Source organism: Acinetobacter sp. Res13-Abat-PEC15-P4-01 (assembly GCF_015676285.1).
Classification (GTDB): domain Bacteria; phylum Pseudomonadota; class Gammaproteobacteria; order Pseudomonadales; family Moraxellaceae; genus Acinetobacter; species Acinetobacter nematophilus.
Map to the genome: position 1 here is coordinate 183,063 of NZ_JADAIN010000038.1, position 16,153 is coordinate 199,215.

General features: G+C 38.3%; 11 protein-coding genes and 1 pseudogene. 9 read left to right on the forward strand and 3 right to left on the reverse strand.

The annotated features are described in order from the left end of the window. Positions 1–38 precede the first annotated feature (38 nt). Together pheT and IMO47_RS14980 are read left to right on the forward strand one after the other, a co-directional pair. Positions 39–2,420: a phenylalanine--tRNA ligase subunit beta gene (pheT, locus tag IMO47_RS14975; protein WP_196075397.1), complete on the forward strand. Its 2,382-nt coding sequence runs from the start codon at positions 39–41 to the stop codon at positions 2,418–2,420. Beyond that, positions 2,417–2,713: an integration host factor subunit alpha gene (locus IMO47_RS14980; RefSeq protein WP_004827881.1), complete on the forward strand. Its 297-nt coding sequence runs from the start codon at positions 2,417–2,419 to the stop codon at positions 2,711–2,713. The genes pheT and IMO47_RS14980 overlap by 4 nt, the downstream gene beginning before the upstream one ends. Positions 2,714–3,458: 745 nt before the next feature. On the opposite strand, the gene IMO47_RS14985 is transcribed toward IMO47_RS14980, so the two are convergent. From IMO47_RS14985 to trxA, 3 genes are all read right to left on the reverse strand, one after another. Then, positions 3,459–3,731 (reverse strand): hypothetical protein, encoded by a 273-nt coding sequence (locus tag IMO47_RS14985; RefSeq protein ID WP_005030898.1) that lies wholly within the window; start codon positions 3,729–3,731, stop codon positions 3,459–3,461. Positions 3,732–4,110: 379 nt separating this feature from the next. Beyond that, positions 4,111–5,379: a transcription termination factor Rho gene (rho, locus tag IMO47_RS14990; RefSeq protein WP_004827884.1), complete on the reverse strand. Its 1,269-nt coding sequence runs from the start codon at positions 5,377–5,379 to the stop codon at positions 4,111–4,113. 344 nt (positions 5,380–5,723) lie between these two features. After that, positions 5,724–6,050 (reverse strand): thioredoxin, encoded by a 327-nt coding sequence (trxA, locus tag IMO47_RS14995; protein ID WP_004827886.1) that lies wholly within the window; start codon positions 6,048–6,050, stop codon positions 5,724–5,726. 293 nt (positions 6,051–6,343) lie between these two features. On the opposite strand from trxA, the gene ppx reads away from it, so the two are divergent. From ppx to IMO47_RS15030, 7 genes and pseudogenes are all read left to right on the forward strand, one after another. Next, positions 6,344–7,864 (forward strand): exopolyphosphatase, encoded by a 1,521-nt coding sequence (ppx, locus tag IMO47_RS15000; protein ID WP_196075398.1) that lies wholly within the window; start codon positions 6,344–6,346, stop codon positions 7,862–7,864. A gap of 107 nt (positions 7,865–7,971) precedes the next feature. Continuing rightward, positions 7,972–8,796 (forward strand): acetyl-CoA carboxylase carboxyltransferase subunit alpha, encoded by an 825-nt coding sequence (locus IMO47_RS15005; protein ID WP_196075399.1) that lies wholly within the window; start codon positions 7,972–7,974, stop codon positions 8,794–8,796. Beyond that, positions 8,733–10,112 carry a tRNA lysidine(34) synthetase TilS gene (gene tilS / locus IMO47_RS15010; RefSeq protein ID WP_196075400.1) on the forward strand — a complete coding sequence of 460 codons (1,380 nt, stop codon included), beginning with the start codon at positions 8,733–8,735 and terminating at the stop codon, positions 10,110–10,112. Before IMO47_RS15005 ends, tilS begins: the two co-directional genes overlap by 64 nt. Beyond that, positions 10,109–10,939 carry a pyrroline-5-carboxylate reductase gene (gene proC, locus IMO47_RS15015; protein WP_196075401.1) on the forward strand — a complete coding sequence of 277 codons (831 nt, stop codon included), beginning with the start codon at positions 10,109–10,111 and terminating at the stop codon, positions 10,937–10,939. The genes tilS and proC overlap by 4 nt, the downstream gene beginning before the upstream one ends. 25 nt (positions 10,940–10,964) lie before the next feature. After that, the gene (locus IMO47_RS15020) at positions 10,965–11,534 is read left to right on the forward strand and encodes a YggT family protein (RefSeq protein ID WP_004827896.1); all 570 of its coding nucleotides are present in this window, start codon (positions 10,965–10,967) and stop codon (positions 11,532–11,534) included. Between the two features lie 687 nt (positions 11,535–12,221). Further along, a complete protein-coding gene (locus IMO47_RS15025; protein ID WP_196075402.1) occupies positions 12,222–12,929 on the forward strand; it encodes a hypothetical protein in 708 nt (235 codons plus the stop codon). A 36-nt stretch (positions 12,930–12,965) separates the two neighbouring features. Further along, positions 12,966–16,153 (forward strand): annotated as a pseudogene (locus IMO47_RS15030) (hypothetical protein); the annotation flags it as partial.

The following is a 16,153-nucleotide window of genomic DNA, read 5'->3' on the forward strand; positions in this document are numbered from 1 at the left end:
AGAGAGGAATTCATAGATATTGAATATAGGTTTTAAAAATGAAAATTAGCGAAAATTGGCTTCGCACATGGGTTAACCCGGCAATTGATAGTGATACTTTATCTGATCAACTCACTATGTTGGGGCTTGAAGTAGATGAACTTGTACCCGCTGCTCAACCATTTACCGGTGTTGTGGTGGGTGAAGTTTTAACGGTCATTCAGCATCCTGATGCAGATCGTTTACGTGTGACTACCGTAAATATTGGTTCAGCAGAACCTCTGCAAATCGTCTGTGGTGCACCGAATGTGCGTGTTGGCATGAAAGCACCCGTAGCGACAATTGGAGCTGTACTTCCTGGTGATTTTAAAATCAAGAAAGGTAAGCTACGTGGTGTTGAATCACAAGGGATGTTATGCGGTGCTTCGGAAATTGATCTTGAAGATAAAATCGATGGGCTGTTGGAGCTTCCCGATGATGCACCGGTTGGTGTAAATATTCGTGAGTATTTAAATCTGGATGACCATGTCATCGATATCAGCATTACTCCAAATCGTGGAGACTGTTTCAGTATGCGTGGTGTAGCCCGTGAAATTGGTGTAATTAACCAACTTCCAGTGACAGCTCCTGAAATTACAGAAGTGACTGCAACCATTGCGGATCAAAAACAAGTCCATGTCAGCACTGAAGGATGTCCACGTTATTTAGGTCGAGTCATCAGAAATGTCAATACCAAGGCTGCTACGCCTGAATGGATGGAGCAGGCTTTGGCACGTTCAGGTATTCGTCAACACAGTATTTTGGTGGATATTACCAACTATGTTCTGATGGAGTTAGGACAACCATTACATGCTTTTGACGGTGGTCAAGTTCAAGGTTCAGTCCATGTACGTCAAGCGACAGCAAACGAAAAACTTGTTTTATTAAATGAGCAAGAAATCGAATTGACAGAAGACGTCATGGTCATTGCCGATGATACAAAAGCTCTAGCTATTGCCGGGATCATGGGGGGATTATCTTCTTCTGTGACAGATTCAACCACAGAGATCTTCCTTGAATCTGCTTTCTTTGCACCATTGCATATTGCAGGTCGTGCGCGTCGTTATGGCTTACATACGGATGCATCACAACGTTATGAACGTGGTGTGGATTTTGAATTGCCAATGATCGCGATGCATCGCGCATCACAATTGATTCAAAGTTTGGCAGGTGGTGAATTTGGTCCAATCACTGTGGCTGAACGTGCAGAGCTTTTACCTCAACGTGAAGCCATTGAATTAACTCAAGCACAAGTTGATCAATTGCTTGGTTATCCTGTTGAATCAGCATTTATTACCGATGCACTTGAGCGTTTAGGTTGTGTGGTAACAGTCAAAGCTGAGGGTGAGTGGACGGTCGTACCTCCATCACATCGCTATGATATGGCCATTTATCAGGACTTAATTGAAGAAGTTGCACGTATTCATGGTTATGACAATATCCAAATCAGTTTACCTGTGATTGATGTCAAACTTGCCAAACATCAAGATCAGTTTGAATTGGCTCAACTGCGTCAAACATTGGTGACTTTAGGCTATCAGGAAGCAATCAGTTTTAGCTTTGCGGATTTAAAACTTGAAAAGCAATTAAATTCTCAAGTTAATCCATTAGCATTGGCAAATCCAATTTCAAGTGATTTGGCAGTGATGCGTTCTACTTTGCTGTCTAGTTTGATCCCTTGCGTTCAATACAATATTAACCGTCAACAAAGCCGTGTGCGTTTTTTTGAGCTAGGTTTACGTTTTGATTATCAAAATGCTCAAACTATTGATGACTTGAACCAGATTCCAACTTTGGCAATGATTGCTGTGGGTTCAAAACAATCGGAATCATGGCATGGCAAAGCACAGCCTATGGATTTCTTTGACTTTAAAGGAGAGGTCGAAGAAGTTTTAGCTGCTGGACGGGTTCAGGTTGAATACGTACGTTCTGAACGAGAGTGGTTGCATCCAGGTCAGTCAGCAGAAATTTTAATTGATGGAAGATCGATCGGATATTTGGGACGTTTACACCCATCTTTAGAAAATGCACTGGATTTGAGCACGACCTGGGTTGCCGAACTTGATCAATCGGCTGTTTTGCAAACTTATGTATCTAATTTTACAGAATTATCACGATTTCCGTCGGTTAGACGTGATATTGCGCTTGTAATTAATGATAAGATTAATGTCAGTGAAATTCAGCAACTTATTGAAAAAACCGGTGGAGCGCTTTTAGACTCTACATGGTTATTCGATGTGTATACAGGGCAAGGTGTTGAGCAAGGTAAGCGCTCTTTGGCATTTGCATTGTTATGGCAACATCCATCACGTACACTTGAAGATGCTGAAATTAAATCCGGTATGGATCATATCATTCAAGTGTTAGAAAGCACTTACCAAGCGACATTGAGGGCCTCATGACAGCATTAACAAAAGCAGAAATGGCTGATCATTTAAGTGAGCTTACGAGTTTAAACCGTCGTGAAGCAAAACAAATGGTCGAGTTGTTCTTTGACGAAATTAGCCAAGCATTAATTGCAGGCGAACAAGTTAAACTTTCAGGTTTTGGTAATTTTGAACTACGTGACAAGCGTCAACGTCCAGGTCGAAACCCTAAAACTGGTGAAGAAATTCCAATTTCGGCACGTCGAGTTGTTACGTTCCGCGCAGGACAGAAGTTTAGACAGCGTGTAGGCACAGAACAAGAAGGCTAATCCTCCACCTTGATTCTGAAAAAACCCCAAGCCACTTTGCTTGGGGTTTTTTATGACTTACTCAATATTTGCTTTCGAGAATCATGCATCGGGAGCGTGATATAGAGGTGTGATGGACTTGAATATCCAAGCGCGTTGTAGCAACAGGCGTGGTGTTTAATTTCACGCTGATGTGATCTCATCTCATCCATCTGTTGGAAAACTCTTTACTTTCAAAGTATCAATGCATTTGCTAGGCAATGCCTTAATCTGCTTAACCCATTATTGGCTTAATCGTATACCTGTACTGTAAAAAAGCAGTGCTTGGTTTTGTTCACATACTCCTGTTTAACATGGCGACATTCATGTCACCGCAGCAGAGAAAATTCTCTAGGATTGGAAGTACAGAGAAATGAATCATCAAAATCTTCTAAAAAATTGTATAGAAAGCATACAACTCATTGGATAACAATGATTGAAACCCAACCCCCTCTATGAACAATCAGGCGTTTTGATGAAAAAAGCAAATAGCTCATTTTTTTAATGATTCATGTGAGAGAAGAGTGATCGAGTGAGTATATGTCAACAAGGGAGATTGGCAGACTTTAAATGAAGAGGGGGTTAAACTGGCGGGGATATATTGATTGGTTGTATCAATGTTTATTATTTAAATATTAGTCAGTTAAGTTGAAAATAACACATAAAATTAAAAGCAAAAAAAAGAGAACCAAAGGTTCTCTTTTTTTGATAATAATCTAAGCGATTATTATTGAGCAGCTGAAGCAGCAGCTGAAGCGTCAGCAGCAGCAGCAGTAGCGTCAGAAGCAGCAGCAGTAGCGTCTGCAGCAGCAGTAGCAGCAGCGTCAGTTGCAGAAGCAGCAGCAGCGTCAACAGCAGCAGTAGCTTCAGAAGCAGCTTCTACAGCTTGAGAAGCAGCAGCGTTTGCATCAGCAGCAGCTTCTTCAGTTTTTTTAGCACAACCAACGAAAGCTAAAGTAGTAGCAACTGCAGCAGCAATAGCGATTTTTTTGAATAACATGGCATCACTCTCATAAAATTAATTGAGACAAAAAACCCAAGTTAGCCTGTTTTTTGCTTTTTGCATGAGCAGTCTAACTGGTATGCGAATATGCTATCACTGCGCATTTTGAATTGCTACTGTCTAGATGAAAAAAACTGACCAAATTGATGAAAAAATGATGATTTTTTAACAGTTAATTACAATTAATTCGCACTTTTAGATTGGATTATTGATAATTAAGTTATTAAAAAATATAAAAAATATAGGAGTGTGATTTTTATATTCAATTATTTGCAAAATACTGTTACGCCAAAAATCAGCAATTGTATATTTATGTAAATCCTGTCAACCCAAAAAAGGCCACTGTATCAGTGACCTTTTTTGACTTTTATAGCGATTAGTTTGCAGCTTTACGCTTCATTTGATCAAAGAAATCATCGTTGGTTTTGGTTTCTTTCATACGATCTAGAAGGAATTCCATCGCAGCCAATTCATCCATTGGGTGAAGAAGTTTACGTAAGATCCAAACTTTGCGTAGGTTTTCTTCACTCATGAGGCGTTCTTCACGACGAGTACCAGATTTCTTGATATTCATGGCAGGGAAGACACGTTTTTCAGCAATACGACGATCAAGGGTGATCTCTTGGTTACCGGTACCTTTGAATTCTTCGTAGATCACTTCGTCCATCTTACTGCCTGTTTCAATCAAAGCAGTAGAAATGATTGTCAGTGAACCGCCTTCTTCAATGTTACGTGCAGCACCAAAGAAACGTTTCGGGCGTTCAAGCGCATGTGCGTCTACACCACCAGTCAATACCTTGCCTGATGACGGCACAACAGTGTTGTAAGCACGTGCTAAACGAGTGATTGAGTCTAGTAGAATCACCACATCTTTCTTATGCTCAACGAGACGTTTGGCTTTTTCAATCACCATTTCGGCAACTTGTACATGACGTGCTGGAGATTCGTCAAATGTTGATGCAACAACCTCACCACGAACAGTACGTTCCATTTCAGTCACTTCCTCTGGACGTTCATCAATTAAGAGAACGATCAAGAAGCACTCAGGGTTGTTACGTACAATAGACTGTGCAATGTTCTGTAATAACATTGTTTTACCCGCCTTAGGCGGTGCAACAATAATAGAACGTTGACCTTTACCAATAGGAGCAACTAAGTCAACTACACGCGCAGTTAAATCTTCCGTTGAACCATTGCCTAGTTCCATCACCAATTGCTCAGTGGGAAACAGTGGGGTTAAGTTTTCGAATAAGATTTTATTACGTGAATTTTCAGGTGTGTCGTAGTTAATTTGATTAACTTTTAATAATGCAAAGTAACGTTCACCTTCTTTGGGTGGGCGAATCGTACCCGTAATCGTGTCACCCGTGCGGAGGTTGAAACGACGGATTTGTGATGGGCTTACATAGATGTCATCAGGACCTGCAAGATAAGAACCTGCAGCCGAGCGTAGAAAGCCGAAACCATCAGACAAAATTTCAAGAACACCATCACCAAAGATTTCTTCACCATTCATTGCATGGCGCTTCAGGATGGCAAAAATGATGTCTTGCTTACGGTTACGAGCCATTCCTTCAAGGCCCATAAACTCAGCAATTTTAATGAGTTCGCCAATCGGTTTTTTCTTGAGTTCAGTTAAATTCATAAATGGTCAGATTGAATAAGGATGTGTGGAACACAGATAAAGAGAAAAGAAGCAAAAGTCGCCAACAGTGCAATAGGTGAGTTGATGTTGTATAGACACAAAAACAAACTCAGAGTCTATGTAGTTCTTTCGAGGAGAAATATGTAAAACAATTTCTGTTGCCGAACGGCGATCTTATGTGTTGTCCTTTAAGAAACAGGCAGAGAATCCTTATGTTCCTTGAGCATGAAATATAAGTGAGATCAACAAGTTTGTCAAATTATAGTCGAAAAAAAATACGCTAGAAAATCAAGCGTATTTTTTGCTTTTGCAGATTTATATAAATAATCTATAAATTCAGCAGATTAAATATTTTCTTCGATGAAAGCCGTAAGTTTAGATTTTGGTACAGCACCGATTTGCTGAGCAACCACTTCACCATTTTTAAACATCAATAATGCTGGAATGTTACGGATATTATAGTTGACCGCAGTTGCTTCACATGCAGTCACATCGACTTTAACAATCTTTACTTTACCTTCAAATTCTGTAGAAAGTACTTCCAGAACAGGTGCGATGGCTTTACATGGTGCACACCAACCTGCCCAGAAATCTACAATTACAGGAATATCTGATTCAAGTACGTCTGCTGCGAAGTTGTCATCAGTTGTGTTTACGATATTGCCAGACATGGATTTTGCTCCAAAAATATTTTAAAGATGAATCAATCTATGAGGCTAAGTATTACATAGACATCTTTAACAATGTAGGGGAATATTTAAATTTTCATTCTTATTGATGAGAATGTCCAATTGATGCTCACGATATTTACAATCGGTTCCTTAGAAAACTCAATCTCATTGTCACATAATTGTCATATATGCTGAAAAAATAATGACTCATCAAATTGTCTAAATAAATGGCTTTTAAAAAACGTGCATGTGAATTAATCTAAGCAACAATTCAGTATGAGTTTGTATAAATAATGTCTGATTTTTTGATTGATGAAGAATTACTTGCTGCCATCGATATGGGGTCGAATAGCTTCCATTTAGCAATTGCTCGCGTGGATCATGGTGAAGTTAAAAAAGTTGCTTCGATGTCAGAAAAAGTTCAGCTTGCGGCTGGATTGGACGAGAATAAAAACTTAACTGAAGCAGCACAACAACGAGGTTTAGCTTGTCTGGCACGTTTTGTGGGAAGATTAAGCTCAGTGCAGCCGAATCGTTTACGAATTGTTGCAACCAACGCGTTGCGTCAAGCGAAAAATGGGCATGAATTTATTCAAAAAGCTGCTGAAATTCTACCTAAGCCGATAGAAATCATTGCAGGACGCGAGGAAGCACGATTAATTTATTTAGGCGTTTCTCATACCATGGTGAACAGTGGGCGCCGTTTGGTAATTGATATTGGTGGTGGTTCTACAGAATTGATTATTGGTGAGGAATTTGAGCCAATTCATACTGAATCTTTACAAATGGGCTGTGTTGCATTTACCAAAGCCTATTTCCCAGAAGGCGATATCAACAGCAAAGCTTTTGAAAAAGCAGTCGTCGCTGCACGTAAAGAACTCTCGTCGATCGCCAATACCTATAAGGCAGCAGGTTGGGATACTGTGGTTGGCTCGAGTGGAACCATCAAAGCGTGTCGCCAAATTGCTGTCAATATGGGCTGGAGTGATGAACAAGAAAATTTAACCCGAGAAGGTTTAGAAAAATTAAAAGATAAACTTCTAAAATTTAAACATATCTCCGATATGGAGTTTGATGGATTAAAAGAAGATCGCCGTGCTGTTTTACCCGCAGGTATTGCAATTCTTTATGCTGTTTTCGAAGTTCTGAATATTGATAAGCTGGTCTATTCGGATGGTGCGCTAAGAGAAGGTGTCATGTATGACTTGCTTGGGCGTTTTCAACATGAAGATATCCGAGACCGCAGTGTGCAAGCGATGGTGGGACGTTATGGTGCAGATGCCAAACAAGCCGAACGCGTGGTTGAAACAGCACAACATCTGTTTAATGGTGTCGCACATACCTTACATTTAAATAGTGATGACAGCGATCTGTTGCGTCGCGCAGCTTATTTACATGAAATTGGTCTGGCGATTAGCCATAGTGGTTATCAAAAACACAGTGCTTATCTCTTACAGCATTCCGATATTCCTGGTTTCTCACAAATTGATCAGAACCATTTGTCACATTTGGTCGCTCACCATCGTCGTAAATTACGTACAGATGCCAAACTTGATGTGCTAAAAGTAGGCGGAAACAAGCTAATACATCTGTGTTTGCTCCTCCGTCTCGCTGTTTTACTCAATCACAGTCGCAGTGATGAGATGCTTCCTGCCATTGAATTGACAGTGGATAATGCGCAACAATGGCAACTCAGCGTTTCTGGCGATGCCAAGCAATGGCCTTTACTGGTTGCAGATTTGCATGATGAGCAAGTGCAATTTAAGCATTGGGACATTGAATTGAATATTCAGTCGGAACAGTTTATCGATTAACTAAAGGTCATGTGCTGATTGAATGAATTGTATAAACCATTCAATAGCACTTGATCCTGAACTTCCGATGTGTGAGGCATCGGTGAATTAGGGATAATACTCGACTTATGAAAAATAAAGCTGCTCAATCTAAAGCTTGGAAAACGGTTCAAATTGCACGTCACCCTGAACGCCCGCAATTTTTGGATTATGTAGGCGAAATTTTCACTGAATTCGATACCTTGCATGGTGATCGCCTATATGGTGATGATGGTGCAATGGTCGGTGGTTTGGCGCGTTTTAATGGTCAGCCTGTCATGGTTGTTGGTCAGCATCGAGGTCGTAGTACCCGTGAAAAATTACAACATAACTTTGGGATGTGTAATCCAGAAGGTTATCGTAAGTCACAGCGTCTGTTGGACATGGCAGAACGTTTTAATCTTCCAGTATTTACATTTATTGATACGATGGGGGCTTACCCGGGTATTGGTGCTGAAGAACGCGGACAAGCAGAAGCGATAGCAACCAGTCTTGCGCAACTTTCAAGTCTTAAAGTTCCTGTTATTGCAACAGTTTTAGGTGAAGGTGGCTCTGGAGGAGCATTGGGAATTGGTGTGGCAGATCGTGTGGTTATGCTGTCTCATAGTATTTATTCAGTGATTTCACCAGAAGGCTGTGCTTCTATTTTATGGAAAACAGCGGACAAAGCGGAACAAGCCAGTGAGGCACTTGCACTTACAGCAGACAAACTCAAAGCATTGGGTGTGGTTGAATATGTGGTCGATGAAGGCGAGGGAGCACATTTGCAACCATTTGAGGTTATGGAAAAACTCAAAGATGTGTTAAAACAAGCGCTTGATGAATTACAGCCTATGACTGCGGAAGAGCGATGCGAAGCACGTTATCAACGTTTAATGAAGTTTGGCAGCGACAATTTAGGTCTTGCTTCTTAAAACAGCACTCCCAATTTGCTGAAAATACCCATTTTCTTGTCGGATGCAGTGGTGGCATGGATTCCATGCTATTACTGCATTTGATGGCACAGTTTTTCCCTCACCACGTTCGTGCAATATACGTCAACCATCAGCTACAAACCGCCAGTGATGAATGGGCTGAGTTTGTTGCTCAGCAATGTATCCTCTTAAAAATTCCCTGCATTATTCAAAATGTACAGGTTGCAGCAGGCAATCTTGAAAATCAAGCGCGCCAAGCCCGCTATGATGCTTATCTACAACATATCAAAACTGATGAAGTATTGGTACTCGCCCATCATCAACAAGATCAAGCTGAAACTCTGATTTTACGGCTATTGTCAGGTGCAGGTGTTGCAGGATTATCTGCGATGAAATCAAAAGATCAGCGTGAACAGTTGACCATTTGGCGACCATTATTGGATATTTCACGTGAGCAGATTTGCCAATGGGTGCAACAGTTACAGATTGCCTATGTCAATGATCCGACTAATCTCGATACACAGTATGATCGTGCGTGGTGTAGGCATGAACTTTGGCATATTTTGCAAAGTCGTTATCCCAAAATGCAACAGGCATTGGCACGCACCAGTTATTTGATGCAGGACGCCAATGAAATTCTCAATGATGTGCTGCAACAAGATCTCCTTTTTTGTGGAGATGAAGAAAAGCTTGATTTAGTAAAACTCAAGCAATTGTCATTGGCTAGACAGCGACAGCTTTTATCTTCCTGGATGAAAGGGCAGGACACCTATCGACCAGCTTTTGAAATGGTGCAACGCTTACAGGATGAAGTGATAAACTCTAAAACAGACTCGCAAGCAGCATTACACTGGAATCATTTCTACTATTTACGCTACCAAAATCATTTATATCGGGTAGAACAACAACAGTATTTAGCGGCTCAATCGAAACAGCAAGTTCCCGAACAGACATTTCAGTTTCATCTTCATCAGCAACTACAATTCACATCTGGTGTATTTCAGATTGAACGCTCTAAAATAGGTCTATCTTTTGCATTATTTGACCAGAAGCTGACATTGAAACCACGTTTAGGTGGTGAAAAAATTCATCTTTATGGCAGAATAGGTACTTGGCCGTTAAAAAAGGCGATTCAAGAAGCACATATTTTTCCGTGGATGCGTCATACAATTCAAATATTAAGTGTAGATAATGTTATGCTTGGGGTGTTTACACCAAATGGTTTTTGGTTGGCACAGTCGGAATACTGTGAAGTCGGTGGTTGGCAACCAAATTTAATCTCTAAGATAAAAACTAAGGTCGAGTGTGATTCATGAGTGCAGCTTTAAATTGTAATATTACTTTCATTGGTGGTGGGAATATGGCTCAAGCCCTAATCGGTGGCTTATTGAGTCGTGGATTACCTGCTACGCGTATTACAGTTTCTGATCCCTTTGAAAAAATTCGACTGTTGTTGCAAGAAAAAGATGTCCATGTCACTGAGGACAATATCGAAGCGATCAAACATGCAGATATTGTTGTATTTGCTGTAAAACCTCAAGTTTTAGGAAGTGTGCTGAAGCCGTTGAAGGGGCTGCTGGATGACAAACTGCTGATTTCGATTGTTGCAGGTGCTGAAATTAAAACAATTGCAGATTTGACAGGCAGTGAGCGAATTGTTCGTGTAATGCCGAATACGCCTGCATTGGTTCAGACTGGTGCGCATGGTATCTATGCCAATGAAGACGTGACTGCAAAAGACCGTGAATTAGCCACACAGGTTCTTGCGGCAACAGGTTTAACCATTTGGGTAAATTCAGAGGCACAGATTGATGCTGTAACCGCAGTTTCGGGTTCAGGTCCTGCATATTTCTTCTATATGATGGAAAGTATGATCCGTGCGGGTAAAAATATGGGGTTGGATGAAAAAGTAGCAACAGCATTGACGTTGCAAACCGCATTGGGCGCAGCACAAATGGCAATTACCAGTTCTAGCGCTCCATCTGATTTACGTAAAAACGTAACTTCTCCGAATGGTACAACTCAAGCGGCTTTAGAAGTATTTGATCGCGCTCAAATCTCTCAAAATATTCAAACAGCTTTGGCTGCTGCGCAGAAGCGTAGTCAGGAATTGGCTCAAGAATTAAGCGACAGTATTAAATAATTTTTGATTTTAGGAACGTTCAAGTATGGGTGCAAATTCTGCGCAAATTTTTGGCATTATTATTAACGTAGCGATTTTGCTCGTATTCTTTCGTTTTTTAATGCAATTGGCGATGGTCAGTCCATACAATCCTGTGGTGATGTCGACAGTCAAGGCAACCAAAATTGTAGATCTATTTAGCCGAATTTTTCCAACGATGGCGAAAGGGCGGGTCAATACTGCTGCCTTGGTTTTGGTTGTGGTGTTATACCTACTAAAAATTTTCGGCATGATGTATTTGCAAGGTGCGATGCCAAACAGTCCTGTACACCTCATTATTCTTACTTTTGTGACCATGATTCAGGACTTGATTCGTTTTTGTCGTTATTTAATTTTTGCGACAATTATTTTAAGTTGGGTGGTGATGTTTACTCAATCAAGATCGCCTTATATTGAAGTGATTCAAGAGTTGGCAGAGCCATTATTGGCGCCGTTCCGTCGAATTATGCCGAATATGGGAATGATTGATCTTTCTCCTATCTTGGCAATCTTGGCATTGATCATTGCTGAAAAAGTCATGGAATATGCCGCAATTGCGCTGCTGACAGGTCTTTAATAGGCATATTCTTTTGCCTTCAAAAAGATTGATGGTTCTTTATTTAAAACCGAGTTGTATAACCAACTCGGTTTTTTTTATAGGTTGTTGATGTTATTGTTTGCATAAAAAAAATATGCGCATGTGAATAAACATCATCATTGCCTTTAATGTAGAAATAGATGGGAATTATCAATTATTTTTAAGAAGGTTTTATCATTTTTTAATATTTTTAAAGATTCTGGTAATTTCAATACGAATTGATTTTATTTATATAACTTGATAAAACCACAAGTATGTGTGGTTTTATCAATGATATTTTGTGTCACGTGACGCGCGTCGTCAGATGACACATAAGTTGTCATTTTCTATTTTAGAAATTCAAAAGCTTAGCGATTCTTGCGACACATGATAACAAAATATAACGACATAACCTATGTGAATATCATGAAGACGTGATGTATCTGCTGTCATTTTGATAAAGGTACATAAATTCATGAAAAGCATAAATTATGAAACTTATGTAAAATAATTTTAATTTTTTGTTAACAATATATCTGTATGTAATTAATATAAAGAGTGAATGAAATTGATAGCTTATTTTTAACACGACAAATTTTGTCGTAGGGATAGCATTTTTAACTTATAAAAATGTGCTTAATGTTAATATTTCAGTACTAACTTTACTAAAACTTAAAAGAGGAAAATATGTCTAATAATGTATGGACAACAACGATTATGTTTGATGAAAACTATCGGGTATTTGAGTTAACTTTTCCAGGGTTATTTGATTATCCAGAGTTTAATAAACTAAACAGGGCAGAAGCAACAGCAGAGGAAAAAGAGAAAAAAAAAGAAATGACTCAAAAGAGTATAGAAATAATTAAACGATATCATAAAGGTGAAAGGCTAGACCCTGCTAATGTACCGACTATTTTGTATGCACATGGTTTTGGAAAAACGGTTAAACTACCTAGCTTTTTTCGTACCCAAGATGGCTTTGTGATTCTCACTGAAGAGTGTGCCAATGTACTGAAAAAGTTTCGTTTAGGAGGAAATGCACTCTACCCTTTATCTTTTTTTGATATTCAGCTCAATGAGTTGGTAAATGATCAAACCTATTATTTTTTCAATATTACCGAATTAAGAAGTTATTTACGTCCTGAGTATTGCACAGAAGAATTAACAAAATATAGAAATACTCGACATAACGGTTATCAACTTTTTGAGTTATACCATGCGGACTATGCAGATCATGCTATTGCCATAAAAAAAGAGGCTGTTGAATGCGATATTGATTTATGGAGAGATCCTGAGCTTGATAATTCAATTTTTATGTCTGATGAACTTAAGAAAGCTTTAGATGAAGCTCAATTGAGTGATGCATGGCAATTATTTTTATGTGATCTTAAATAAAAACAATTAGAAAATAAAAAATTAGGAACAATACATATGGCTTCTTCACCTTCTTTCCAAGTCCATCATATTTTACCTGTTGAACTCTTTAATAGTGAATTTAAGAAAGAATTAAATGATCTTTTAGGGAGTGATACATCACAAGTTACAGATAAAACCTATAAGAATACAGCTTTACAATCATTTAATAATCGAATTGCTTTATATTCTGATGCTGATCGTGCAGAGATGGCGAAAGCTTTACAAGACAGTGGACACCCTATTTCTGATATTCCGATTGGTGCATCACAGCATTATACTCAACATCCTGAATATAATAAGGCTGTTAAACAATGGGTTAAGGAAATTATAATTGATGGTAATTTAACGGTCGATCAAAAAAAACTAGCAATTGTTGATTTGCAGGTAACTCTTAGAGAAGGGTTGGTTAGTGGTGAAATTATCTTAAATGGCGATAAAGACATTGCTAAACAAAGTATCAATAATTATTTAGATCAACATGCCATAACGGTGGAGCAATTAAAAAATGCCGATTCAGAGCGTTTTAAACAGGCAGAAACACGATTAGAAACATTTGCTGAAAATGACATAAAATATGCGAAAGTGGCAAATGAAACTGTAACAGTTAATAACGAAGGTAAGACAAGTGCTGGAAATGTGGAGTTTACCAAAACGGCTATAGCTGAAGCTATTGAGATTATAAAAAACCAATCTTACGATTCAATTCCTTTAACGGAAGCGATGAGAAATGATTTGGAAAAATTAATTAATGGGGATCGTAGTCTTAGTGACACTAATAAAAAAATAATTATAGAAAACTATACGCATGCTAAAGCTTATGTAAATGGTATTACAGATAAGCCACCTTCTGGTGTTTATGAAAAGTTGGTGAATTCCTCTGCTGATCTCATCAAAAACCAACAAAAAACAAATCAACTCACAGAATTTTTAAAAAATAACGCGCTTTCAGATGCTGAAAAATCAAATATTCAAAATGAAATTTCTAGGCTACAAGCTGAAAAAGTCATTATTGATGCAGAAATTACAAAAATTCAGGGAACTAAAGAATCTATAATTGTAGATGTAAAGCTTGGATCGCAACGTGGGTATGTAGACCTTCAAGTTGTAGCAGATGCATTAAATAAATCACTAAAACTTGTAAATGGGAGTTTAGAAACAGTAAGGCAAGATACTCAACAAATCATTAAAAATAATATGCTCCAAGTTGAAAATGGGCAAATTAAACTTAATCCTGAAATGGCCAACAATTTAGGAAAATATTTAAGTGACAGCTTGATTGGTGGAAAGGTTGGCGCAGGTGTTATGGCAGCCGATTTTCTGAATAATACCTTTGAAGGATTGGTTGTTGGCCTAGAAACTGGTAATTGGAAACCATTTCAACAACAAGCACAAGAATATGGACCTCAAGCCGTCATAGGAACAGTCATATTTGCTGCTGGCGCAGAATTAGTGCCTGTTATAGCTGGATTGCTTGGTGTACCAGTATTGGGTGAGGTAGTTTTAGCGGGTATTCTCTTATACGGTGCTTATCAGGGAGGTAAAGCTGTAGGGGAGCTTTTATATAAACTTTATAATCATATTGCTGAAAATGGTATCGATTTACCTTTTGGGCTAGATAAACTATTCGATCCAAATAATATTTCAAAATGGGTAGATGATGTTACTCCAGATTTTATCAAAGATTGGTTTGGTCTAAACCGTGAAGGGCATCATTACTACTATGACCCTCTTATCTTGGATTTAGATGGTGATGGTATTGAAACAGTTGCACACAATAAGCTGAATGGTGCATTGTTTGATAATGATGCTGATGGGCTTAAGACTGCTACGGGTTGGGTAAGTCCACATGATGGATTACTAGTTTTAGACCGTAATGGAGATGGTATCATTAATGATGGCACAGAAGTCTTTGGTGATAACACAAGTCTTAAAAATGGTGAAAAAGCGAAACATGGTTTTGATGCTTTAGCTGATTTAGATACAGATAAGAATGGAAAAGTTGATGCTAATGACGAAGATTTTAATAAACTGAAAGTTTGGAGAGATTTAAATCAAGATGGTAAAAGCCAAGAAAATGAATTATTTAGTCTAACCGATTTAGGGATTAAGTCTTTAAATGTAAATTATAAGGATACAAATACAATTTTGGCAGGAAACAACATCCTTACTCAAGTTGGCTCTTATGAGAAAATGGATGGCACTACCCATACAATGGGAGATGTTAATTTTAGTTTTGATTCAATTTATAGTGAATTCACGAATAGAATTGAAGTAAATAAAGAAATACAAGATCTGCCAGATTTAAAAGGATATGGTCGAGTTCGTGATCTCCATGAAGCAATGGCTCAATCATCTAATCTCGAACAACTTGTAAGACAGTATGAGTCTGCACAAACAACGGAAGCACAAAGAGAATTATTACCTGCCTTATTAAAAGCATGGGCTAAAACTGACCCTTCATATCATGAATATACAGAAGGATTATGGGAGTCAATGGTAAGTTCGAATGGACAGGGTGTAGGTATTGCTGGTGGAAATAGAGGACCAACGATTAGTTTTGATAAGGTTGATCCAGCAATTCAATCTGCTTTTAATGCAGCTAAATCTAAAGTTGGTGTTATTGATTCCTTTATGGGAACTAAAACAGAAAAACTCTTTTATATTCGTGAAGACGATATTATCAAGACAACTAAAGCAATTAATAATATTTATGATGATATTACTTTCTCTATTTATAAAGGTCTTTATGGGCAAACTGCAATTTATCAGAATTATGCTGATCAAATAGAAAAAGAATGGATTTTAAAAGATAACAGTGACATTGGATATATTCAGAATTTTAAAAATGTTGAGACATTATTTGAGACAAAGTTCTCATTTGATACTAAGAATACTTTTATTGAATTAATTGAATTTACTGACCATATTTCGAATGTGTATAGTGATATTCCTAAGAAGGGATTCGATGGTCTTCAATCACTTATTTTTGAGAATTATGAAAAATTTGATGATAGTACATTAGTTGAAATCAATAGTTTCCTTGCTAAATATTCAACAGCATTTGTATATCTTGCTGGCACTAGTGGTATAGATGTTCTAAATGGAACATCTAAGTCAGAAATCCTATTAGGTGGTGCAGGCGATGACACTCTAAATGGTGGTGATGGAGTTGATACCCTTTCAGGAGGCTCTGGTAATGATCA

What these genes read in the sequence shown, in the direction of transcription:
- pheT (WP_196075397.1), top strand. Translation starts at nt 39, where the DNA reads ATGAAAATTAGCGAAAATTGGCTTCGCACATGGGTTAACCCGGCAATT.
- IMO47_RS14980 (WP_004827881.1), top strand. Translation starts at nt 2,417, where the DNA reads ATGACAGCATTAACAAAAGCAGAAATGGCTGATCATTTAAGTGAGCTT.
- IMO47_RS14985 (WP_005030898.1), bottom strand. Translation starts at nt 3,731, where the DNA reads ATGTTATTCAAAAAAATCGCTATTGCTGCTGCAGTTGCTACTACTTTA.
- rho (WP_004827884.1), bottom strand. Translation starts at nt 5,379, where the DNA reads ATGAATTTAACTGAACTCAAGAAAAAACCGATTGGCGAACTCATTAAA.
- trxA (WP_004827886.1), bottom strand. Translation starts at nt 6,050, where the DNA reads ATGTCTGGCAATATCGTAAACACAACTGATGACAACTTCGCAGCAGAC.
- ppx (WP_196075398.1), top strand. Translation starts at nt 6,344, where the DNA reads ATGTCTGATTTTTTGATTGATGAAGAATTACTTGCTGCCATCGATATG.
- IMO47_RS15005 (WP_196075399.1), top strand. Translation starts at nt 7,972, where the DNA reads ATGAAAAATAAAGCTGCTCAATCTAAAGCTTGGAAAACGGTTCAAATT.
- tilS (WP_196075400.1), top strand. Translation starts at nt 8,733, where the DNA reads ATGCGAAGCACGTTATCAACGTTTAATGAAGTTTGGCAGCGACAATTT.
- proC (WP_196075401.1), top strand. Translation starts at nt 10,109, where the DNA reads ATGAGTGCAGCTTTAAATTGTAATATTACTTTCATTGGTGGTGGGAAT.
- IMO47_RS15020 (WP_004827896.1), top strand. Translation starts at nt 10,965, where the DNA reads ATGGGTGCAAATTCTGCGCAAATTTTTGGCATTATTATTAACGTAGCG.
- IMO47_RS15025 (WP_196075402.1), top strand. Translation starts at nt 12,222, where the DNA reads ATGTCTAATAATGTATGGACAACAACGATTATGTTTGATGAAAACTAT.